A 21,675-nucleotide genomic window follows, 5' to 3' on the forward strand; every position below is an offset into this window, starting at 1 on the left:
ATTTTCTCCTTACTTTGTAGAGGTTGCGCGTGTAATGTCACGTGCGACTGATTCGCATGTTTCCTCATCCATCACATTGAACAGATGGAGGATGATCTCCTCGGCCTGATCCGCTTCGCTTAAGTCCCGGCTGTACTCCAGGCTGAAGTTCATATCCGGTATGCTGACGATGTACGTGTTCCGTTCCTCGTGCGGGAAAATGAAGACCGGCATGCGGGCGTCATTGATGGATGTCTGCGTCTGTAACATACTCATCCCTCCGGTATTTGCGGTATGCCCGATCCAGTGCGATCAGGTCGTCGCGGTGCGGCACCTTCACATAGTCCGCCATGATCTGGTACGGCTCGCGCCCCTTGCATGCGAGCACCACCGTGTCGCCGGGCTCTGCGATGTCGATCGCGTATTCGATGCCTTCGGTGCGGTCCGTGAATGAATGGTAGTTGTCATGCGATGCGCCTGCCGCGAGCGCATCGACGAGCATTTTTGGATCGTCATTGGCCGGGTTGTCCGGCGTGAAGATCGCCACATCAGCCCGGGTGGAGATGCGCCCCATTTCGCGGGCCTTCGAAAGATCCCGCTCCCCAGTCATGCCGACGAGGAAGATCAGGCGCTGGGTGACGAAGGGTTCGATCGTATCGATGATCTTGTCGAGCGCGTCCGGCGTATGGGCGAAATCGATGATGATGTCGATCGGCAGTGTCTTATCGAGCACCTCCAGGCGCCCTTCGACCGGTGCCATGTCGCCGACAGCCGCGATGATGCGGGAGAGCCGGTACCCCTGCAGCCATTCACTTATGATGGCGCACATCAGATTCTGTATATTGAAGTGGCCGATGTACGGCGACTCGACGTGGAAGGCCCCTTCCGGCGTGTTGAGCATGAAGTTGAAGCCTTCGAGCGTCCCCTCGATGTCCGTCGGATGGAAGTCCGCTTCCGGGGTCATGCCGTAGGTGATCACTTCGTGCGGCGTCATTCTGCTGTAGCGCGCACTCCATGGGTCGTCCTGGTTGAGGACGATGTATTTGCGGTCCTTCATGTTGTGCCCCATCTGGGAGAACAGCAGCCCCTTCGTATAGCCGTATTCATCCATCGTATTATGGAAGTCGAGGTGGTCCTGCGTCAGGTTGGTGAAGATTGTTATATCATATTCGATGCCGAATGTGCGGCCGAGGCCGAGCGCGTGCGAGGACACTTCCATCGTGAACACTTCCGTCTCCCGCTCATGGGCCTCCTGGATGCGCTTGTGCAGGCGCGTCGTCTCAGGCGTCGTATTCGTGCTGCCGTAGCGGTCTTCATTGATCATGAATCCGTTCGTCCCGAGATAGGCACTGTTCTTGCCGAGCGCCCGGCTCAGGTTATGGATCATCGTCGCCACGGTCGTCTTGCCGTTCGTACCGGTGACCCCGATCATCGTCTGGGTCTCATGCGGGAAATCATAGATGTACTCCGCAAACAGCGCCGCCACCTTTTCCGGATCCTTGACGATGAGCAGTCCGGCACCTTCCGGCAGCTCAACATGACGGTCTGTGACGATGAACCGGCAGCCGGACCGGATGGCCTGCGGAATGAAGTCAAACCCGTCCACCTGGTAGCCCCTGATCGCGACGAACACGGAACCTTCGTCCACTTCACGGGAATCCATCGTTATATTTGTCACGGTTTCCGGGAAATCCCCATAGGCCTCTTTTATTTTCAGAAGGGAAATCAGAGTCTTCGAATTCATGTTTCCTGCCACCTTTCAACTTTTATATTATACAATAGAAGCGTGGTGTTTAATAGTAGGAATTGACAGATGGAACCGCCCCCAGTATCATCAAACAATGATATACTGGGTGGTAAAATATGCTCCACCCATCAAATAATCTTCTAAAAAGGTGACACAATGGCAACCAATGATCATAAGAAAAGATTCTGGAAACTTGCTTTCATCCTCTTCCTGACTGAAATCGTCCGGGGGATGTTCATATTAAGCTACCTGCCCGCCCTGCCGACCATCGGCATCATTTCGCTCAGCCTGTCGGCCATCGTCATCACGATGCACTATGTATTCGATGCCGTGACGAACATCTGGCTCGGCTTCCTGATGCGCAAGATCGGCGCCTGGTGGACGATGTTCCTGTCATATGTCGTCGGCGTCGGTGCCATGGTCACCGTCATGTTCGACCAGAGCTTCTACGTGCTGCTGATCGCAGCATGCCTGCTCGGCATCAGCGTGTGTCCGATATGGATCATCGCACTGTCGAACGTGAAGGATGAGAACCGTGGCCGCGAGATGGGCCTCATCTTCTTCGCATGGCTTGCGGGGCTCGGTGCCGGCATGGTCGTCATGAACTTCCTGATCGGCATCTTCGATGCCGGTGCAGTCTATGCGATGGCCGGGGTGTTCCTGATCAACTTCATCGTCTTCCTCGTCATGCCGGGCGACTACAAGGTGAAAACCCGGGAAGGACAGACGGCGAGCCGGCGCAAACAGCGCCTTCCGCTCCGCGAGACGTGGGATATCCTCCGCCACCATATGAAGAACATGCCGGGCATCATGCTGCAGGGACTCGGTGTCGGGATGCTGCTGCCGGTCCTGCCGACATACATCACGACGCTGCTCGAGCTCAACTATTTCGAATATACCTTCTTCATCCTGCTCGTCTTCGGCATCGTCGGCTTCGGCATGACGGTGCTGAGCCGGGCGCTCGACGTCCATACCGAACGCTTCACGCGTAGTGTGATCACGGGCGGCTTCTTCATCTATGCTGCAGGTGTCATCTGGTTCAGTACGCTTGAGACGGTATGGCTCATCTTCGCCATCGCAAGCTTCATCGGCCTCGCCTACGGCATCATGCTGCCGGCATGGAATAAATACCTCGCCGGCACGATCGCCAGCAGCCAGAAGGAGGAGTCATGGGGCGTCATCAGTTCCGTCCAGGGCATCGGCGCCATGATCGGCCCGGCGCTCGGCGGGCTCATCGCCGACATCTTCGGCACGGTGACCGCCACCCTCATGGCGAGCGGTCTGATCTTCGTCCTCCTGTTCGTCTACTACGGCGTGCTGTTCTCCATCAACTGGCGGACAGCGCGGAGCTGACCCGGGCCCCGCCCGCGACTACTAATACGCCCGTTTCCCTGTGCATATGGAAACGGGTTTTTCATTTTCCCGAAAAGGTCTCGTGCAATTGGTAGGCAAGCCGGGGATTAAACGGTAGAATGGAGGTAAGCGCTATCGCTGAAGTCCAATTCCAATGGGGTGTTTATATATGATGAAAATAATGATGTTCGTACTGCTGAGCCTGCCGTTCGGCAATGGCGAGGTGGCGGACTATGAGACATATGACAAGGAACTCGCACAAGTATCCGGGGAGACGATACATAATGTGATCAATACGCACTTCCAGACATCGTTCAGCTTCGCGGCGACGGGGGATGTGCTGATCCACGACCACCTGTATGAGGATGTGGAGACGGAGTCGGGCTATGATTTCATCTCCCGCGTCGATGAGGTGGCACCGTATCTCCAGAAGCAGGATCTCGTATTCATGAACCAGGAGACGCCGATCGGCGGGGAGGACCTGCGGCTGAGCGGCTACCCGATGTTCAATGCCCCGCTTGAGGCGGCGGACCTGCTCGAGTATTTCGATGCGGACATCGTGTCCTTTGCCAACAACCACACGCTGGACCGGAGTACGGAAGGCGTGGAGCGTACGGCGGATATACTGAATGAGAAGGGGATCGAGTACGTCGGGGCGAACACAAGCCCTGAGGATGCAGAGCGTAAGCGGATCATGGAGGTCGACGGCGTCGAAGTCGGCTTCCTCGCCTACACCTACGGGACGAACGGCATCCCGGTGCCCGAGGGTGAGGACCACCTCGTGAACCTGATCGACATGGAGACGATCCTCTCCGACATGGAGGACCTGCGTGATGAGGTCGACATGCTGGTCGTCAGCATGCACCAGGGCGTCGAGTATGAACCGTATCCGCGCGATGAGCATGTGGCGCAGTTCGAACAGATTGCGGAAGCCGGCGCGGACATTGTGCTCGGCCACCACCCGCACGTGCTGCAGCCGGTCGACATCTATGAACGGGAGGACGGCGGGGAGACCGTCATCGCCTACTCCCTCGCCAACTTCTTCAGCGCCCAGCAGGATCTCGACACCAAGCTCGGCGGCATCATCGAATTCGATGTGAACCACAAGCAGGGCACAGGTGACACCACTGTCGAAGGCGTCCGCTTCATGCCGACATACGTCCACAGCGAGGAGTACGACAACTTCGAATTGATCCCGCTGGCCGATGCCGACGAATATGGCCTTGAGGACGCCGATGGCGTCTATCAAGATGTCAGCGACCATATGCAGTCATATACGGAAGAGCTCGAAATCGTGGAATACCTGGAATAATAATGAGTTGCGCCCCGAAACCCGGGAGGAAAGATTTGGGTTTCGGGGCGTTTTTGTGTGGGATGGGATGTGTTGGGGTGTTGGGGGCTTAACTTGCAGTCGTTTTGCCTCCGACGGTGAGTTAACCCGCTAACTTGCAGTCGTTCTGTCTGCGATGGTGAGTTAACCCGCCAACTTGCCATCGTTCCGCCTGCGACGGTGAGTTAACCCGCCAACTTGCCGTCGTTCTGTCTGCGATGGTGAGTTAACCTGCTAACTTGCCGTCGTTCTGTCTACGATGGTGAGTTAACCCGCTAACTTGCCCTCGTTCTGCCTGCGATGGTGAGTTAAGAATTACCAGATGACCTCCCTCTCCGACTTTTCACCTCAATCCACCAGAATTCGTTTACCTTTTTCATATTTGGAATTGTATCCTTTCATTTTCAGCAGGTCTCCGAGATTTAAGGTGTCAATCGTATAAGTTGAATGTTTACCTTTTCTTACGAGTGTACAGTATTTATTCAAATACCGCTCTATCCTGCGGTCGCTGACCCTCGCCCCGGTAATCCAACGAATACCCTTTTTGCTGAGATTTTCTTCAGAAAATAAAGTGGCAAAATCGATGATTGACTGCACCGTCTGATGCTCTATCGTTTCCTGATGCCCGCATGACGTGCAATGTGACCGGTAGCGGTCAAGGGTCAGCTTGAAACTGCCGCATCGCCCGCAGTATAACCCCGTCCGAATCCGGGCCACATCCACTTCCGGCAACGCCATCGGATCTTCGATGATGCAGTTCCGGATGGTATCCGACAGGGCCGACGCGTCAGCTCCGGAACGCCGGCGTGCAACGTCGCGCATGTAGTATTTCAGCATGGGACGTGTGATAATGTGATTTTTACTTTCTTCCGTATCGACTGTGAGGTTGAAGTTCGGATTGACGAATGCCACTTTCCTGTCGACTTCGAAAGGATGACCATGGCGGCCTCCATATTTCAGCCGGATGAGCTTGCCGGCGGTCCGGCTGACTTGGGCGACCGGATCCTCGGAAATCTGGAAGCTGTTGACCGACCAGCTGCCGTCGGCATACTGATACATGCCGCTGTAATTCTTGATTTCGTTGACGATCAGACGATCTCCATACACGATCAGCGCATCAATCTGCAGTGTGGCATTCTCCACTTTCATCCAGATGTCCCGGAAGATCAGCAGGTGGTCATGACCGACTTCATCCCACAGACGGTCATATGACTGCTCGCCTTCGAACCCCTGTCGCAGTATCTTCAGCGTCTTCCTTTCCCCCTCCCCGAGTGCTGTACGCCGTTCAAGCACCTCGTAAAAATTAAGTTCCTTCGATTTCTTCCTGTCCGTCAAAAACATAAAACACCTCCTATTATATATATGGAGGAAAATGGCCGTTTTGCTCTTTTATTTTTTGGGCAGTTTTACACTTCAGGCAAAATAAAAAAGCGGCATGACTCCCCATCCTCTCGGGATCAGGGTCATGCCGCTTTTCATCTTTACTTCTGTCTGCCCACTCTTTCGTTCTTTTCGAGTGTCTCTGCCATGAAATCGAGGAGCGCATCCTTCATATCGGATTTCAGGGCGTATTCAATCGTCGTCTTGACGAATCCGGTCTTGTCCCCCACGTCATAGCGGCGGCCTTCGAAATCGACGGCATGTACGTCCCCGCCGCCTTCAGCGACGGCGCGGATGGCATCTGTGAGCTGGATCTCTCCGCCGGCGCCGACTTCTCCTTTTTCGAGGTGGTCGAATATCTCGGGGGTGAGGACGTAGCGGCCCATGATTGCCAGTGTGGAGTCGGTGACGCCCGGCGCAGGTTTTTCGAACATATCGGAGAGATGATAGAGGTTGCCCTCCTGGCGGTCGAATTCCACGATGCCGTAGCGGGATGTTTCGGATTCGGGCACCTGTTTCACCCCGATAATCGGGCTGTGGCACGCGTTGTACTGTTCCATCAGCTGGCCAATTGCAGGGGTGCCGCCTTCGTTATCAACGATGTCGTCCCCGAGCAGAACTGCGAAAGGTTCATCGCCGATGAACTGTCTGGCTGTATGTATGGCGTGGCCGAGTCCTTTCGGTGCCTTCTGCCTGACATAGAAGATGTTCGCAAGCCCGGTCGCATGTTCGACCTTTTCGAGCAGTTCGAACTTCTCCTTCTTCTTGAGGTTCATTTCAAGCTCGATCTGATGGTCAAAATGGTCCTCAATCGCCCGCTTATGCTTGCCGGTGACGATGATGATGTCCTCGATGCCCGCCTCGACCGCCTCTTCGACGATGTACTGGATCGTCGGTTTGTCGAGGATCGGCAGCATCTCCTTCGGCATCGCCTTCGTCGCCGGGAGGAACCGCGTTCCAAGTCCTGCAGCAGGAATGACCGCTTTTCTTACTTTCTGCATGCTTCCATCTCCTTTTCTGTTCCCTCTCATTTCCTATACTATAACAAATACTGCACCACTATATGCGGTTTGCGTGTGATTTATTTATAGGAGGACGCGGCTGCCAGAATCCGCCCACCAAAAAAGGAGGGCCCGCGGCCCTCCATAATCCCCAGTCCATCAGGCTGCCTCCGCTTCTGCTCTCTCTTTCTGTGCGGTGCGCCTTTCCTTCCGTCTGACGAGGATGATGCTGATTTCATATAATCCGATCATCGGTAAAAGTGTAATGAGGTGGGTGAAGAAATCGGGTGGTGCAATGAGTGCAGTGATGACAAGCAGCCCGAAGTAGGCGAACTTTCTGGATTTCTTCATGAGATCGGAATCAAGCAATTCTATATGATTAAGGAATAGAACAACAATCGGCAGCTGGAAGATCAGTCCGAACGGAATCGTCGTGATCAAAAGGAATGACATGTACTCATCCGCTGTGACGAGCACATCGAAGTTGATCTGCCCCATCTCTATCAGAAAAAAGTAGCTGATCGGATGGACGACGAAATAGCCGAAGGAGAGGCCGACCACGAACAGTCCGAGCATGACCGGCAGCGACCCCTTGAGGAACTGGGTCTCCTTGTCGACCAGCCCGGGCCGGACGAACTGCCAAAGGAACCAGCAGATGAACGGCAGGCTGAGCCCGAGGCTCATGGCTGCCGAAGTCCGGATGTAGAACCGTATGACTTCAAAGGGGCCGAGGACGACAATGTCTGCGCCCTTCGAGACGACCGGGAACCACCAGGCGACCGTCATGAATATGAGGAAGAACCATAGGACAAAGACGACTGCCGATTTGATCAGCAGGCTCCGCAGATCCTCGATGTGATCCATGAGCGGTGCATATGGATCTTCCGTACTCACCTTCTTCCTTTTCCTCGGCTCCTCCGGTTCCTGCGGATTGCGCGGTCCATTGCCGTTTCCGCCCCCGCCGCTGCCGCCGGTACCACCGGACGACTTTTCCTCTTCGGCCTTCTTTTCCCTTTCGGCCTTCCGCTTGTGTACCGGACTGACATTCAGATTTTGGTATGGATCCATCTATATCACCTATTCTTCTTCGAGACGTCCGCCTTCCTCCGCGAATCTGATCACGCCTTCTGCGCAGCGGTAGGCAAGTGCACCGACTGTCGCAGTCGGATTATACCCCCCATTATGGACGAAGTTTCCGGCACCGACAACAAACAGGTTATCCCGGTCCCAATGCTGCAGCCAGTTGTTCACGACACTGACTTCAGGGTCGTCGCCCATGATCGTACCACCTGTGTTGTGTGTGGACTGGTAAGGGACGATGCTGTAGTCGCCGAGCTCGCTGTTCTGTACGACTTCTGAAGCCCCCATCTCCTCCAATACTTCTACAGAGCGTTCTGCAAGGTACTTGTGGCGCGCCCTGTCCTGATCTTTGAAGTTATATGTCAACTGCACGAGCGGAACTCCGTAGACATCGGTGTATTCCTCATCGAGGTCAAGATAGTTGTCCTTATGCGGCAGGGTCGCCCCCTGTCCGGAAACGCTCAATGTACGTGTATAGCTTTCTATCGACTCCTTCTTGAACTCGCTGCCCCAGGAAGGTGTGTCGGGGCGTATCCGGTTCGTAGCGATCGGTCGGTTGCCGGTCTGGGTGATCGAGATGTTGCCGCCATGCAGGAAGTCTAGATCCGCATGGTCGAAGTTGTCCCCGTTGAAATCATCGAAGGCCATGCCGAGGGCGCCGGCTCCCATGAATGTATTGAACTGTTCATCAAAGTAGCCCGTCGCGCCGCCGAAGATCTGGTAGCAGTAGCTGCGGCCGAGTGAGCCCTCCTCCGTTTCCGGATCATACTGCTGGCCGATGTCGGACACCCTGAGGAGCTTGTAGTTGTTGAACACGTAGCTGTTCAGCACCACGACATCCGCAGGCTGAATGAACTCTTTACCTGTACGTGTATCGACGTATCTGACGCCGCTGACCTGGCTCTCATCCTCCTCATCCGTCAGTATCTCGACCACGTTGGCATGCGTCCGGACTTCGAAGTTGCCCGTCTTGCGCGCTGTCGGAATGACCGTCACTTCCGGTGAGGACTTCGCACCGTATTCACAGCCGAAGCGCTCACAGAAGGCGCAGTACTGGCAGGCTGCGATCGTTTCTCCATCAGGGTTCTCGAACTGTTCGCTCAAGTTTGCCGATGGCATCATGATCGGGCTGTGGCCGAGTCCGGAAGACGCTTTCTCGAACATCTCGAGTATGCGTGTCTTGATCATCGGCGGTGTCGGATAGGCATCCGACCGCTCTCCGCCGAGCGGGTTCTCTTCCCCCGAGATGCCACACGTCTTCTCGAACTTGTCGAAATACGGTTCGAGTTCGTCGTATGTAATCCCCCAATCCTGAAGACGGTATCCTTCGTCCTCCATCAGCTTCTCTTCACCATATTTCTCCTCCGTCATGCTCCGGATTTCGAAGTCGTATGGCAGGAATCTCCATGTCTGGCCGTTCCAGTGGGTCCCTGCGCCGCCGAGGTTTTCACCGAGCAGGAAGGATCCCATCTGACGCATCGGTAGCGCACGCTGATCAGGATTGTTCCTGAAGGTGAGGGTCTCCTTCGAGACATCCTGCATGAGTTCGTACCGTATCGCGTACTTGTATTCATCATGAATGTTCTGGTAGTCTTCCGTGCCGCGTTCCCTGCCCCGTTCGAGGCCGACGACCTGAAGACCCGCCTTCGCCGCTTCTGCCGCTATGATGCCGCCTGTCCATCCGACACCTACCGTCACTACATCCACTCTGTCCAATTCCGTCGCCATTAGCCATTCCCCCCATATAATGATTGCGGATCGATCTCTTCGAAACTTCCAGTGTCGATGCGGTCGATGTACTGGTGCTGGTGTCCCGGGAAGTTCTTCATCTTCCAGCCCTCCATGCCCCGGTTGCCTCGGTAGAGGGGATCTGCGTAGACGCCTTCGATCGTCGCCGAGCGCAGAAGTCCGAAGAAGTCTTCGGGCTTGGCCGTAGCTGCAGGGACGCCCATGTCGGCTTCCCCTTCCTGGAACCGCGTCAGTATCTCATCCTGATCCTCGCCGTCAAGGTTGCTGAAGTCATCGTCGAACTGATCGTTGGACTCGGTGTTGAGCCGTTCGATACCCAGCCTGAACAGATCTGCCCGCTTCAGCCTCGACTGGTATCCCTGTGTCGGTTCACCTTCATAGAACGGCCCCTGCATATATTCCTTGGTGTTATTGCCGTATTCCCCGGCCAGCTGCATATCCAGGAAATAGGGGGCACCGAGTGCGATGGCTCCGGGTCCCATGTCGTCTTCCGGGAATATGCGCTCCATCGCCTGTGAAATCGTTTCGAATTCAGCGTCATTGTGGAAGAAGATCCGGCCTGGATTCTCCTGGCCCTGCTGCGCCGTGTCTCCTCCAGTCCCCTGGTCGTTCTGCGCCGTGTCGCTTCCGGAGTCCGCCATGTTGAATCCCACAAAACCGCCGAGCAGCGACCCGCCAATGATGCCGCCTGTCGCAACGCCGGTGGTCTTGAGGAAATCACGCCTCGAAAACTGCTTATCGTCAGGTCCTTTTTCCGCCATAATCAACACCCCTTTGATAAATAGATGATTTCATTATATAATATTAACAAAATATTGCAAATAGAGATTGGGGTGAATTATTTGGCTTTCTTCAAATATCTGACATGGGACAATTCACACATGGATCTGCGCTATACAAAGGATGAATATGGCGGTGACGTCCACATCACCAAAGTCTACCGTGACGACCGGGATGTGAACATGGAACGGGTCAACCGGAAGTATTCGGATCAGCTCAGGGACGCCCAGCGTGCCATCTTCGGCAACCGCCTCGGCATGTTCCTCGTCTACTTTGCCCTCGTCATCATGCCGGCACTCGTCCTCGGCGTCATCCAGAACAACATCCTGCTCATCGCCGTCATCACCGTCTATACGATCATCGCCTATTTCATCGTCGAGGCCGTCAACCAGGTGGAGATTAACCGACTGCTCTACAAGTTGGATCAGGAAATAAAATCCTCACCCCGCATCGAAAACCGCCGATGAAATAAAAGGAAGGGCTGAAGTCGAATGACTTCAGCCCTTCTTTGCTTTGCCCCGCGATGTATTCAGTCCGCCGACCTTTCCCCACAGACGGCCCAGGGCATCCGCCCGGCGGAAGTTGACCCCCGTCTGCTTTTCTCCGACTGCGATGCATTTCTGTGCACCATCACCCGTCATGCGGATCCACCACAGCCCTTCATTGACATGGAGCCTGTCGAAGCGGACTTTCCTTCCCGGCGTGATGATGCCCCTCGTCGGCGCCTGCTTCGATGGATGGTCACGGATGCGGATGCGGCTGTCTGCCGTAAAGTGGCCGTGCCACAGCCAGGTCTCCGGCCCGTCATCTTCCGGGATATTTATTTTCAATGGATCGATGCCGCTGCATACGAAGGCGCGCTCCCCTACGATGTAGCCGTAATGCTGGAACTGGATGTGCAGATGGCTCGCCATCGTGACGTTGCTGTAGTTCGTGTTCGACTGGAGCCCGACTGTATCGCCCTGCCGGACGGTCTGGCCAATCCGGACTTTGAGGTTCCGGTCGAGATGCCCGTAGATCACCTGGATGCCGAGCGCCCTGTTCGCCACGACAACCGTCCCCCCGAAGTTGCCGTGCCGCGCTGTACCTGCAGCCACCACTCCGCCGCATACCGCCGGAACCGGTGCCAGGTGTGCCTTGGCGAGATCGTATGCCCGGTGGTATCCGCCACAGTATGCGTCGTAATTGTAGCCGTCCACCGTATAATCCCGCTTCCCCCATACGCCGCTGCTGTAGCGAGTCGGATCCGATGTGACCCTGAAGCCTTTGCCCACAAGATAATCGATTGGATTCATGAATAGCCTCCTTTTCCATGCTGATCCATATATCGAAATCTCGTGTGTAAAAAGTCATTGACCACATCGGTCAATAGGAATATAATGAAGTTGACCAGATTGGTCAATACAAAGGAGGAGCCCATGAAAAAGCCATTCAAAAAGCTGGATGACGCCCAGCAGTACCACATCCTTACGACTGCCATGGCCGAATTTTCGAAGTATGGCTACAGGCAGGCATCGACCAATCGCATCGTGAAGTCGGCAGGCATCAGCAAGGGGATGCTCTACTACTATTTCGACAGCAAGCAGTCGCTCTACCTGAGCGCTGCGAAGTATGCCTATGACCACTTCACCGTCCATCTCCTCGATCAGGTCCGGCTCGAGGAGGAGGGCTTCATCGAGAGGCTCGCCAGGCTGTCCCGAACCAAGCACAAATATTTCATCCAGCATCCTGAAGTTTCCCAGTTCGTGACCCATATGTTCTACGATACGGAGATGCTCGGCGACTATCAGCAGTCGCTGCAGGCACTGCGGGAATCGAACCTCGCTGCGATGTATGAGAAGGTCGATATGGACCTGTTCCGGCCCGACATCGACCGGGAGACGATGATGAAGATGATCCGCTGGACATTCGATGGGTACATCAGGGAAATGGAGCAGCACTTCGAAGCGGAAGGCATCGACTTCGGACAGATCGACGTCTATTTCGACCGGTTCGAAGGCTACCTTGGGACAATGCGCAAGCTCTACTATAAGGAGGCAGCACAATGACAGTACTTGAACTGAAAGGTCTGACGAAACGCTTTGGCAAAACAATCGCTGCAGATGATGTATCATTCGAGCTCAGGGAGGGCGAAATCTTCGGCTTCATCGGGCCGAACGGTGCCGGAAAATCAACGACGCTGCGCATGATCATCGGCGCCCTCACCCCGGATGCGGGTGAGATACTGATGGACGGCACCCCGATCAATAAAAACCGGCACTACAGTCAGAACATCGCCTACGTGCCGGGGGACATCAACCTGTGGGGGAACCTGACCGGTGAAGAGGTCATCCGCTTCTTCATGAAAGTGCGCGGCTACACGGACATGGAACACAAGGACCGGCTGGTCGAGCGGTTCCGCCTCGACACCTCGAAGAAGTGCAAGGCCTATTCCAAGGGGAACCGGCAGAAGGTGGCCCTGATATGCGCCTTCCTTTCCGATGCCCGCCTGCTCATCTTCGATGAGCCGACTTCCGGCCTCGATCCGCTGATGGAACGCAATTTCCATGAAGAGGTGACGGCGGCCAAAAAGGATGGCAGGAGCATCCTGCTCTCAAGCCATATCCTGTCTGAAGTGGAGAAGCTGGCCGACCGCATCGCCATCATCCGTGAAGGACAGATCATCGAAACCGGAATGCTCGAGACACTGCGCCATATCACCCGGACTGAATACGTCGTCCAGGCGGAAGGCGATCTCGACGCTCTCAAAGAACTTCCCTATGTGCATGACTATGAGGTGACGGAAACGGGCGTCCACATGCGGGTGGACAACGATGCGGTCGGCGACTTCCTGCAGGCACTCGCCCCCCATCAGCCGAGCCATCTGGAATCGCTGCCGCCAAGGCTCGAGGACATATTCATGCGCTACTACGAAGGCCGGCGTGAACAGTCATGAGACATTTCCTGAAGCTGACGCTGGATGATGCATGGTTCCGCATACTCCTATGGATCATCGGCATCAGTGCACTGACGCTCATCGTCCCCTACGCCTTCCTGGGGCTGTATGACGATCCCACAGAGCGCGAATTGCTCCGCGAGACGCTGGACAACCCGGCGCTGATTGCGATGGTCGGTCCCGTGCCGGAAGGCGCCTATACCATCGCCATCATGTTCAGTCATGAGATGCTCGTATTCATGGGTGTCATCCACGGTCTGTTCGGCGTCATGATCGCCAATTCGGTCAGCCGCAAGATGGAGGACCAGGGCCTGATCGAATTCGTCAACAGCGCAGGCATCACACGCCAATCCATCTTCATGACGCAGCTCCTCATCGGGGTCGGCATGAATGCGGTCCTCGGCCTCGTGCTTTTCGCCGGCCTGTTTCTGACCCCGGACGACTCGTTCACATTTGCAGGCAGTGCGATGTATGCCATCGGCACCAGCCTCTTCGGGCTGATGTTCTATGCACTGACGCTCTTATTCGCACAGCTCTTCCCGGCATCAGAGTGGGCGTTCGGGGTTTCACTTTCCGTCCTGCTCCTACTGTATCTCTACCGTGCGATCACGGATGTCGCAAGTCCGGACCTGTCCGTCGTATCACCATACAATTGGCTGACACGGCTCGAGCCGTTTGCGGGCAATGAAATCGTCTGGCTGCTGCCATTCCTCCTCATCCTGCTCTTCTTCGGCCTCGCGTGGATTTTATTTTCCAGAAGGGATCTCGATGATGCCTATCTGAACTTCACCATGAATAAAAAGCCGCGTGCCATCGGATCCTATCCACGGCTCATGATGGGCGGCATGAAGATACTTGTGGCAAGCTGGCTCATCGGCATGGTGCTGATCGGCGCCTCATACGGCTCGATATTCGCCGACCTCGATACGTTCATTGGGGGAAATGAATTCCTTGAAGAGAGCATGGCTGCTGCCGGAGTGGATATCGTCACCCAGTTCATCAGCGTGCTCGTGCTGATCACTTCGATCATCGGCATCATCCCAGCCCTGATGATCTCTGGACGCATTCTGCGCGAGGAGAAGCACGGCCGCCTCGAATGGCTGGAGAGTGCGGGCATCCGTCGCCGGACGATGCTCCTCTCCCACGGCATCTACGCAGCCGTGATCGGGATCATCGGAATCGCGGTCGCCATGCTCGGCATGTATGGCGCCAGCATGAACGCCGAAGGCATCGATATGACATTCAGCGACTATATGCTCATCGCCGTCAACTATGGCGGAGCCGTCGTCCTGTTCGTCGGACTGTCGGTACTGCTGATCGGCATCTCGGCCCGCCTCCACATCATCGTCTGGTTCTATCTGCTCTATTCCTTCTTCGTCAACTATCTCGGCCTCATCCTCAACCTTGATGATGTGTGGCGGATGGCGACGCCGTTCCATTACCTGGCCGAAGTTCCGAAGGAATCGATGGACTGGGCGGCCTGGGGTGGCGTTGTCGCCATCGGCATCATCCTGATGGTGCTCGGCGTACTGTTCTTCAGGAGAAGGGATGTCGGATGATGTGTGGTGGCCTGCAATTCGCAGTCGGAATGGGTGCGACGGTGAATTAGGGCGTTAACTTGCCATGGTTTTGCCTGCGATGGTGAGTTGGGCGTCCAACTTGCCATCGTTCCGTCCGCGACGGTGAGTTGGAGGCCTAACTTGCCATCGTTCTGTCTGCGACGGTGAATTAGGGCGTTAACTTTCCATCGTTTTGCCTACGACGGTGAATTGGCTCCCCAAACCCGTAACAATCATCACAACATCAAAAACGGTCTGAACCCCCACTCGGTTCAGACCGTTTTCACTTCTAGATTTCGAATGTCATGCCCGCTTCTGCCAGCATGATCCTGCCGACCGGGTGCTGTTTGGCACTGTCGAGGAGAACTTCCAGCTCCGCATCGTGTGGAAGATTGGTGAGGACTGCCTGCTGGACGTCTGCCTTGGACGCGAGCCGGCCGGCTTCTTCGGCGTTCATGTGCCCCTCCACTTTTCCGTCGAACCCTTCGTACAGCTTGCTGTCGACGAGGAGCAGGTCTGCTCCGAAGGAGAAACGGACGAGACTGCCGCGGTAGCATGTATCCGATGTATACACACATACCGCACCATCATTGTCCGTAACCCTTATGGCATAGGTTTCGACTGAGTGTTCGTTACGGTGGAACTCGAATCTGAACGGACCGATGGTATAGGCTTTATGCGCCTTCACCGGCAGGAAGGTGGTGTATTTCATCCGGCGGATCGTCTTTGCAGCTGCACCGCTCTCCGGTCCATATATTTTGAGGTTGCGGTCGACGCGCTTCAGTTGTCTGGCCACCCTGCGTGCCAGCATGAACGCTTCGGCGTCTCCCGCATGGTCATGATGATAGTGGGATAGGATGATATAGTCCAGATCATGTATGCCGATATATTTCTGTATACCGCCTGCGATGCCGCTGCCGGCATCCAGCAGTATCCTGACCCCGTCCTTCTCCAAAAGATAGCCGGATGTCGGCTCTGTACCGTTCGGAAAGCTGTTCCACATTCCAATAATGGTGACTTTCATGACATCATCCCCTATAGGCTTCTACTATCCCATTTACCCATTTTCTTCTCCCTGCAAGCGGTGTGGGCCTTTCATTTTAAAATATTCCATGAAAAAGAGGCGAGGGTCCCCCGCCTCCATATTGATGCCGGTCACTCCGCCCCGGCGTCGTTCGCTTCCGCAAGCATCGTCTCCCTAAGGTTGCTGCGGTAGCGCCAAATATTCTGGATGATCGTCTTGACGACCGCATAAGTCGGTATGGCGATCAGCATGCCGATGAATCCGGCGATATTTCCTGCAGCAAGCACCACGGTGATGACCGTGAGCGGATGCAGCTTCAATGTCTGGCCCATGACGTTCGGTGTAATCAGGTTGCTTTCGATCTGCTGGGCGACCAGTGTGATGCCCGATACCCAGAGCAGCAGAATCGGGTCCTGGATGACAGCAAGGAGCGCTGCCGGCAGGAAGGCCACCCATGGACCGATGAATGGAATCAGGTTCATGAAGAGCGCGAATATCGCGAGCAGCAGTGCATAATCCAGTCCAATGATTGCATAACCGATATAGAGGATGATGCACAGGATGAAGCTGACCAGCATCTGCCCCTGGATGAAGGCACGCAGTGTCCGGTCGACATCATACATCATCTCGGTCATGAACTGCTTCGTTGTACCGCTGAACGGGGAGACCATGGATGGAATGAACTTCTCGTGATCCTTCAGCATGAAGAAGAAGAAGAACGGAATCAGGATAAGCGTGATCAGTATGCTCACCGTACTCGTCAGGATGGTGAAGGCATTGCTCGCCAGATTGGAGAGCATCTGGGATCCCTGATCCAGTGCATCCTGCACATACTGCTGGGGATCGATCGGAAGCCGGTCACGATAGGACAGGATGACATTGAAGAGATCCTGTATATCGTTCTGGATCGCCGGTGCACGGGAGATCAGGTTCTGCACCTGCTGGGTGACCATCGGAACGATGACCATGGCAAGCGCCGTCAGCACGAGTATAATGATGACGAACACCGCGAGGATGCTCGTCAGCCTCCCTACCCCCCGCCGCTCCAGCAGACGCTGTATGGGCTCGGTGATGTAGTAGAGCAGGCCGCCCAGCAGCAGCGGCACGAATATTGTCGTCACGACCGTCAATGCCGGTTCGAAGACGACCTGGACCCGGATGACGAGCATGATGATCAAAAGCGTTATGATGATTGCTATACCGGTTTGGAACCAGACTTTATTCGTCATATGATTGCTCCTTCATTCTCATTTTGAAATTTGTATACAGTGTATCATAAAAATACATATTCCAATAAAATTTATATGGACAAATGCATAAGGTACCAGTAATATAAATGTTGTCAGAATCTTCAAGACAAAGGGGAAAAGGGGAAAATAACTATGCAGACAATCGTAGATTTTCTGAATGGTCTGGTATGGAGTTCACCACTCGTTTACGGTCTTTTGGCCGTAGGGCTCTACTTCAGCCTTAGGATGCGCTTCTTCCAGATCAGACACTTCAAGGAAATGATCAGACTGATGTTCCAAGGGGAGAAATCACCAGTCGGCATTTCAAGCTTCCAGGCACTCGCGATATCACTATCGGGACGTGTCGGAACCGGTAACATCGTCGGTGTTGCAACAGCCATCTTCATCGGTGGTCCCGGCGCAATCTTCTGGATGTGGCTCATCGCCTTCCTGGGCGCGGGGAGTGCATTCGTGGAATCCACACTGGCTCAGATCTATAAGCAGAATGAAGATAATCAATACCGTGGTGGCCCAGCCTACTACATAGAAAAAGGACTTGGCGGAAAGCTCGGCAAGATCTATGCCGGTGCATTCGCCCTCGTGACCATCCTTGCGACAGGATTCCTGCTTCCGGGCATACAATCCAACTCGATCGCAGGATCCATGACGAATTCGTTCCCGCTGCCGCACTGGGTGATCGGTGCAGCACTTGTCATACTTGTCGGTCTCGTCATCTTCGGCGGGGTCAGGTCGATTGCACGCGTTGCCTCCGCCGTCGTACCATTCATGGCGCTGATCTATGTCCTCGTCGCCATCATCGTCGTCATCATGAATATCCAGGATGTTCCGGCGCTGTTAGGACTCATCTTCAGAAGTGCCTTCGGCATGGAGCAGCAGTTCGGCGGCATCGTCGGTGCGATGATTGCCATCGGCGTACAGCGCGGCATATACTCAAACGAAGCCGGACAGGGTACAGGACCGCACGCAGCTGGTGCTGCTGAAGTCTCCCACCCTGCAAAGCAGGGGCTTGTCCAGGCATTCTCGGTATATGTCGATACACTTTTCGTATGTACAGCAACAGCACTCATGATCCTCATGACGGGTATGTACAACGTATCCGACGGTGAAGACGGACTCATCGTCGACAGTGGTGTCCACCAGGTGTCACCGGATGGTGAAGAGAACTATGGCGGTACGGTCGCCTATACGCAGGCCGGACTCGACCGGGCGTTCAGCGGTCAGGAGACGTTCGATGTTGATTTCGTAGGCTTCGGCTCCTACTTCATCTCATTTGCACTGCTGTTCTTCTGCTACACCACCATCCTTGCCTACTACTACATCGCAGAGACGAACCTCGTCTACCTGACGCATGGCCGCTGGCCGATCGCCAAGATCCTCCTGGGTGTGCTGCTGATTGCTTCCGTATTCTACGGTACAATCAGTTCAGCCGGACTCGCATGGGATATGGGTGACCTCGGTGTCGGACTGATGGCATGGCTCAACGTCATCGCCATACTGATCCTCCAGAAGCCGGCCATCGCCGCGCTCAAGGACTTCGAGCGTCAGAAGAAAGAGAAGGGTTCCGGAAAGTTCGCCGTGTATTCACCAGATCCATCAGAGGTGAAGGAAGCGGACTTCTGGCATCATGACTATCCGAAACGCCTCGAAGATGAAAAAGAGTACAATATGGACTTCAAGAACATCGATCGATAATTTGTAGATGTTATATGTTTCAGATATACCCCCTTATTGGTAAAATGACCATGAGGGGGTATTATTATGGACATGACACCAGGAAAGATACACAGTATTGATTTCAAATCGGAAACGTTGGAAGAAACTTATGAAATCCAATACTATCTGCCGAAAAACTATTCAGACCTTTATAAACACCGTGTGGTGATCACATTCGATTCTCAGGACTTCTTCAGGTATGGCCAGATCGAACGTGCCTACGAAAAACTGAGGAAGGCTGAGGAGATCGACCGCGCCATCATCGTCGGCGTGCCCTACCCGAGCGTCGACTGGAGATATGACTACTTCGACCCGAACGGAGAGCATCACGAGGCATTCATCACTTTCGTCGCCCACGAGCTCATCAGCTGGGTGGATGAAAACTTCCCGACACTGAAGGTCGGCACATCACGTACACTGATGGGCGATTCCCTGGCCGGGAGCTTTGCATTTTCCATTGCTGCCAAGTATCCGGCGACTTTTTCGAATGCATTGGCCCTGAGCCCGTTCGTCGATGATGCATTCATCGAACGCTTCAAATCGCAGATGACACTCATGCATCTCGATCTGTATCATACGATCGGTCTCGAGGAGGATGACTTCGAAACGATTTCCGGTGAGCAGGCAGACTTCCTGACACCGAACCGCGAACTCAACGAATATCTCTCCACGCAGATGCTCGAATACACGTACCGCGAACTTGATGGCGGCCATATCTGGAAGTCTTGGAAACCTGAGCTTGAACCGGCGCTTCGGCACTTCCTTAGTTAGAATATTGTGGTATTTTGAAAAAACTTTGATATAATGATTATATAATCGAACAGGGAGGAATTACGATGAAGTTTGGGGTAGCGATGTTTCCATCCAAAGAACTACAAGATAAAGTGAATCAATATAGAAAAAGATATGATGCACACTACGCACTTATTCCCCCACACATTACGATCAAGGACCGTTTTGAAGCGGATGAGTCCGAGAAAGAGGAAATTGCAAAGTATCTGAAGGAAGTTGCAAAAAAGCATGAGCCGACTGAAATTGAAATCAAGAAGGTTTCCAGCTTTTCACCGAACTCACTCGTCATCTATTTCAAGGTGGAAAAGAATGAAAAACTCCAATCCCTGCATGATGCATTGAACAGCGGTGACTTCTATGGTGAAAACAAACACCCATTCGTCCCGCACCTTACAATCGCACAGGGCCAGACAACGCAGGAATATGAAGACATCTTCGGCCATCTGAGCATGATCGGCATCCAGCACAAGGAAACGCTTGATAAGATCAGCCTCCTCTACCAGTTGGAAAACGGTGTATGGCAAGTCTATGAAACATATAGGCTTGGCGAAGGTTAAAAAGTAAAGAAATTGATGATCATGCCTGCCTCCCCTATCCGGGTGGCAGGCTTTTTTGCGTGGTCCGGAGTGTGAATGGGGGGTGGGCCTCCAACTTGCCGTCGTACCGCCTGCGACGGTGAATTAACCCGCTAATTTGCCATCGTTCCGTCCGCGATGGTGAGTTAACCCGCCAACTTGCCATCGTTCCGTCCGCGACGGTGAGTTAACCTCCCAACTTGCCGTCGTTCCGCCTGCGACGGTGAGTTAACCTCCCAACTTGCCATCGTTCCGCCCACGACGGTGAGTTAACCCGCCAACTTGCCATCGTTCCACCTGCGACGGTGAGTTAACCTCCCAACTTGCCGTCGTTCTGCCTGCGACGGTGAGTTAACCCGCCAACTCGCCATCGTTCCGCCTGCGACGGTGAATTAAACCGTCAACAGCCAACCGCCCGACACACCAATCACCCCCAACCCCACAAAAAAACAGCACCCCATGAAGGGATGCTGTCCTATATCCAATCTCTATCAACCTATGCCATGATGTGGTAGCCGGAGTCTACGTGGAGCACTTCACCGGTGATGCCGCTTGCGAGGTCGCTGAGCAGGAAGGCTACCGTATTGCCGACTTCGAGCTGATCGACGTTGCGCTTGAGTGGTGCACGCTCTTCGATTTCCTTGAGGATGGACTTGAAGTCTCCGACTGCTGAAGAACTCAGTGTACGGATCGGGCCTGCGGATACCGCATTGACGCGGATGCCGGATTCACCGAGATCGAGGGCCAGGTAGCGTACGCTGGACTCGAGGGCTGCTTTCGCAACACCCATGACGTTGTAGTTCGGCATTGCACGTTCGCCGCCGAGGTATGTCATCGTGACGATGCTGCCGCCTTCATTCATGATCGTCTTGGCGTGCTTGGAAACGACTGCGAGTGAGTATGCACTGATGTCGAGTGCATTCTTGAAGCCTTCCCGCGTCGTTTCGCTGTAGCCGCCCTGCAGCTCGTCCTTACCTGCATAGGCGATGGCGTGGAGGACGCCGTCGATGCCGCCTGTCTTCTCTTTGATTTCGTTGAATGCCGCTTCCACCTGCTCATCGTTCGTGACGTCACATTCAACAATGACATCGTGGTCGCCTTCAAGGTCGCCGACCAGTTTATCCAGTTCGCGTCTGAAACGCTCATTCAAAATCGTAAATACAAGTTTTGCACCCATCTGGTCCAGTGCCCGCGCTGCGCCCCATGCGATACTGCGCTTGTTGGCGACACCCATGATGACAAAAGTTTTACCTTCGAGATTCATATGTCATAAACTCCCTTTTTGTTAATTGTGCGCAACAGTCTGCACATCAATTACCGTTTGTTATTAGTACCTACTACTAATCTACATTTTTTCAGCCTGGAATGCAACAAAAAAGATGGCACCGGAACAACTGCCCGCATAAAAAAAGCGCACATCCGACCACA

At 54.3% G+C, this 21,675-nt stretch carries 20 protein-coding genes; 9 read left to right on the forward strand and 11 right to left on the reverse strand.

What is annotated here, in order from left to right; genetic code table 11:
- Positions 1-9 precede the first annotated feature (9 nt).
- Together EDC33_RS05475 and EDC33_RS05480 are read right to left on the reverse strand one after the other, a co-directional pair.
- Complete coding sequence (locus tag EDC33_RS05475) at positions 10-249, reverse strand: YueH family protein (protein ID WP_170156362.1); 240 nt, start codon at positions 247-249, stop codon at positions 10-12.
- Positions 221-1,723 (reverse strand): UDP-N-acetylmuramoyl-L-alanyl-D-glutamate--2,6-diaminopimelate ligase, encoded by a 1,503-nt coding sequence (locus EDC33_RS05480; protein ID WP_124010464.1) that lies wholly within the window; start codon positions 1,721-1,723, stop codon positions 221-223. The genes EDC33_RS05475 and EDC33_RS05480 overlap by 29 nt, the downstream gene beginning before the upstream one ends.
- A gap of 159 nt (positions 1,724-1,882) precedes the next feature.
- On the opposite strand from EDC33_RS05480, the gene EDC33_RS05485 reads away from it, so the two are divergent.
- A complete protein-coding gene (locus EDC33_RS05485) occupies positions 1,883-3,079 on the forward strand; it encodes an MFS transporter (RefSeq protein ID WP_124010465.1) in 1,197 nt (398 codons plus the stop codon).
- A gap of 169 nt (positions 3,080-3,248) precedes the next feature.
- Positions 3,249-4,391: a CapA family protein gene (locus EDC33_RS05490; RefSeq protein WP_229716618.1), complete on the forward strand. Its 1,143-nt coding sequence runs from the start codon at positions 3,249-3,251 to the stop codon at positions 4,389-4,391.
- Between the two features lie 366 nt (positions 4,392-4,757).
- Here EDC33_RS05490 and EDC33_RS05495 read toward each other — a convergent pair whose 3' ends face one another.
- The 5 genes from EDC33_RS05495 to EDC33_RS05515 all read right to left on the reverse strand — a co-directional run bounded on the left by EDC33_RS05495 (position 4,758) and on the right by EDC33_RS05515 (position 10,380).
- Positions 4,758-5,750, reverse strand: coding sequence for a nuclease-related domain-containing protein (locus EDC33_RS05495; protein WP_124010466.1), 993 nt, complete (start codon positions 5,748-5,750; stop codon positions 4,758-4,760).
- A gap of 140 nt (positions 5,751-5,890) precedes the next feature.
- Positions 5,891-6,790: a UTP--glucose-1-phosphate uridylyltransferase GalU gene (gene galU, locus EDC33_RS05500; protein ID WP_124010467.1), complete on the reverse strand. Its 900-nt coding sequence runs from the start codon at positions 6,788-6,790 to the stop codon at positions 5,891-5,893.
- Between the two features lie 159 nt (positions 6,791-6,949).
- Positions 6,950-7,858: a twin-arginine translocase subunit TatC gene (gene tatC / locus EDC33_RS05505; protein WP_124010468.1), complete on the reverse strand. Its 909-nt coding sequence runs from the start codon at positions 7,856-7,858 to the stop codon at positions 6,950-6,952.
- Between the two features lie 9 nt (positions 7,859-7,867).
- Positions 7,868-9,598 (reverse strand): GMC family oxidoreductase, encoded by a 1,731-nt coding sequence (locus EDC33_RS05510; protein WP_124010469.1) that lies wholly within the window; start codon positions 9,596-9,598, stop codon positions 7,868-7,870.
- Positions 9,598-10,380 (reverse strand): gluconate 2-dehydrogenase subunit 3 family protein, encoded by a 783-nt coding sequence (locus tag EDC33_RS05515; protein ID WP_094906509.1) that lies wholly within the window; start codon positions 10,378-10,380, stop codon positions 9,598-9,600. The genes EDC33_RS05510 and EDC33_RS05515 overlap by 1 nt, the downstream gene beginning before the upstream one ends.
- 81 nt (positions 10,381-10,461) lie before the next feature.
- On the opposite strand from EDC33_RS05515, the gene EDC33_RS05520 reads away from it, so the two are divergent.
- Entirely contained in the window at positions 10,462-10,866 is a 405-nt protein-coding gene (locus tag EDC33_RS05520) for a hypothetical protein (protein ID WP_094906510.1), read from the forward strand.
- A 30-nt stretch (positions 10,867-10,896) separates the two neighbouring features.
- On the opposite strand, the gene EDC33_RS05525 is transcribed toward EDC33_RS05520, so the two are convergent.
- The gene (locus EDC33_RS05525) at positions 10,897-11,694 is read right to left on the reverse strand and encodes a M23 family metallopeptidase (RefSeq protein WP_124010470.1); all 798 of its coding nucleotides are present in this window, start codon (positions 11,692-11,694) and stop codon (positions 10,897-10,899) included.
- 123 nt (positions 11,695-11,817) lie between these two features.
- On the opposite strand from EDC33_RS05525, the gene EDC33_RS05530 reads away from it, so the two are divergent.
- From EDC33_RS05530 to EDC33_RS05540, 3 genes are read left to right on the forward strand one after another with little or no spacing between them, the layout of a single operon-like run.
- On the forward strand, positions 11,818-12,447 hold the full coding sequence (locus EDC33_RS05530; protein ID WP_170156363.1) for a TetR/AcrR family transcriptional regulator: 630 nt from the start codon (positions 11,818-11,820) through the stop codon (positions 12,445-12,447).
- Complete coding sequence (locus EDC33_RS05535) at positions 12,444-13,334, forward strand: ABC transporter ATP-binding protein (protein ID WP_124010472.1); 891 nt, start codon at positions 12,444-12,446, stop codon at positions 13,332-13,334. Before EDC33_RS05530 ends, EDC33_RS05535 begins: the two co-directional genes overlap by 4 nt.
- Complete coding sequence (locus EDC33_RS05540) at positions 13,331-14,893, forward strand: ABC transporter permease (protein WP_124010473.1); 1,563 nt, start codon at positions 13,331-13,333, stop codon at positions 14,891-14,893. The genes EDC33_RS05535 and EDC33_RS05540 overlap by 4 nt, the downstream gene beginning before the upstream one ends.
- 289 nt (positions 14,894-15,182) lie before the next feature.
- On the opposite strand, the gene EDC33_RS05545 is transcribed toward EDC33_RS05540, so the two are convergent.
- Both EDC33_RS05545 and EDC33_RS05550 read right to left on the reverse strand, forming a co-directional pair.
- Positions 15,183-15,917, reverse strand: a complete 735-nt coding sequence (locus tag EDC33_RS05545; RefSeq protein ID WP_124010474.1) for an MBL fold metallo-hydrolase — start codon at positions 15,915-15,917, stop codon at positions 15,183-15,185.
- A 131-nt stretch (positions 15,918-16,048) separates the two neighbouring features.
- Entirely contained in the window at positions 16,049-17,146 is a 1,098-nt protein-coding gene (locus tag EDC33_RS05550) for an AI-2E family transporter (protein WP_094906516.1), read from the reverse strand.
- Between the two features lie 153 nt (positions 17,147-17,299).
- Here EDC33_RS05550 and EDC33_RS05555 point away from each other — a divergent pair, with 153 nt between their 5' ends.
- The 3 genes from EDC33_RS05555 to EDC33_RS05565 all read left to right on the forward strand — a co-directional run bounded on the left by EDC33_RS05555 (position 17,300) and on the right by EDC33_RS05565 (position 20,229).
- Positions 17,300-18,859 (forward strand): alanine/glycine:cation symporter family protein, encoded by a 1,560-nt coding sequence (locus EDC33_RS05555; RefSeq protein WP_124010475.1) that lies wholly within the window; start codon positions 17,300-17,302, stop codon positions 18,857-18,859.
- 66 nt (positions 18,860-18,925) lie between these two features.
- The gene (locus EDC33_RS05560) at positions 18,926-19,651 is read left to right on the forward strand and encodes an alpha/beta hydrolase (RefSeq protein WP_094906518.1); all 726 of its coding nucleotides are present in this window, start codon (positions 18,926-18,928) and stop codon (positions 19,649-19,651) included.
- A 65-nt stretch (positions 19,652-19,716) separates the two neighbouring features.
- On the forward strand, positions 19,717-20,229 hold the full coding sequence (locus tag EDC33_RS05565; RefSeq protein ID WP_040104964.1) for a YjcG family protein: 513 nt from the start codon (positions 19,717-19,719) through the stop codon (positions 20,227-20,229).
- A 514-nt stretch (positions 20,230-20,743) separates the two neighbouring features.
- Here EDC33_RS05565 and fabI read toward each other — a convergent pair.
- Positions 20,744-21,511 (reverse strand): enoyl-ACP reductase FabI, encoded by a 768-nt coding sequence (gene fabI / locus EDC33_RS05570; RefSeq protein WP_040104965.1) that lies wholly within the window; start codon positions 21,509-21,511, stop codon positions 20,744-20,746.
- Positions 21,512-21,675: the final 164 nt, after the last annotated feature.

Origin of the sequence: Salinicoccus roseus, assembly GCF_003814515.1 — a bacterium.
GTDB lineage: Bacteria > Bacillota > Bacilli > Staphylococcales > Salinicoccaceae > Salinicoccus > Salinicoccus roseus.

Coding starts and splice junctions, on each gene's coding strand:
- EDC33_RS05475 (WP_170156362.1), bottom strand. CDS start 249: ATGTTACAGACGCAGACATCCATCAATGACGCCCGCATGCCGGTCTTC.
- EDC33_RS05480 (WP_124010464.1), bottom strand. CDS start 1,723: ATGAATTCGAAGACTCTGATTTCCCTTCTGAAAATAAAAGAGGCCTAT.
- EDC33_RS05485 (WP_124010465.1), top strand. CDS start 1,883: ATGGCAACCAATGATCATAAGAAAAGATTCTGGAAACTTGCTTTCATC.
- EDC33_RS05490 (WP_229716618.1), top strand. CDS start 3,249: ATGATGAAAATAATGATGTTCGTACTGCTGAGCCTGCCGTTCGGCAAT.
- EDC33_RS05495 (WP_124010466.1), bottom strand. CDS start 5,750: ATGTTTTTGACGGACAGGAAGAAATCGAAGGAACTTAATTTTTACGAG.
- galU (WP_124010467.1), bottom strand. CDS start 6,790: ATGCAGAAAGTAAGAAAAGCGGTCATTCCTGCTGCAGGACTTGGAACG.
- tatC (WP_124010468.1), bottom strand. CDS start 7,858: ATGGATCCATACCAAAATCTGAATGTCAGTCCGGTACACAAGCGGAAG.
- EDC33_RS05510 (WP_124010469.1), bottom strand. CDS start 9,598: ATGGCGACGGAATTGGACAGAGTGGATGTAGTGACGGTAGGTGTCGGA.
- EDC33_RS05515 (WP_094906509.1), bottom strand. CDS start 10,380: ATGGCGGAAAAAGGACCTGACGATAAGCAGTTTTCGAGGCGTGATTTC.
- EDC33_RS05525 (WP_124010470.1), bottom strand. CDS start 11,694: ATGAATCCAATCGATTATCTTGTGGGCAAAGGCTTCAGGGTCACATCG.
- EDC33_RS05530 (WP_170156363.1), top strand. CDS start 11,818: ATGAAAAAGCCATTCAAAAAGCTGGATGACGCCCAGCAGTACCACATC.
- EDC33_RS05535 (WP_124010472.1), top strand. CDS start 12,444: ATGACAGTACTTGAACTGAAAGGTCTGACGAAACGCTTTGGCAAAACA.
- EDC33_RS05540 (WP_124010473.1), top strand. CDS start 13,331: ATGAGACATTTCCTGAAGCTGACGCTGGATGATGCATGGTTCCGCATA.
- EDC33_RS05545 (WP_124010474.1), bottom strand. CDS start 15,917: ATGAAAGTCACCATTATTGGAATGTGGAACAGCTTTCCGAACGGTACA.
- EDC33_RS05550 (WP_094906516.1), bottom strand. CDS start 17,146: ATGACGAATAAAGTCTGGTTCCAAACCGGTATAGCAATCATCATAACG.
- EDC33_RS05555 (WP_124010475.1), top strand. CDS start 17,300: ATGCAGACAATCGTAGATTTTCTGAATGGTCTGGTATGGAGTTCACCA.
- EDC33_RS05560 (WP_094906518.1), top strand. CDS start 18,926: ATGGACATGACACCAGGAAAGATACACAGTATTGATTTCAAATCGGAA.
- EDC33_RS05565 (WP_040104964.1), top strand. CDS start 19,717: ATGAAGTTTGGGGTAGCGATGTTTCCATCCAAAGAACTACAAGATAAA.
- fabI (WP_040104965.1), bottom strand. CDS start 21,511: ATGAATCTCGAAGGTAAAACTTTTGTCATCATGGGTGTCGCCAACAAG.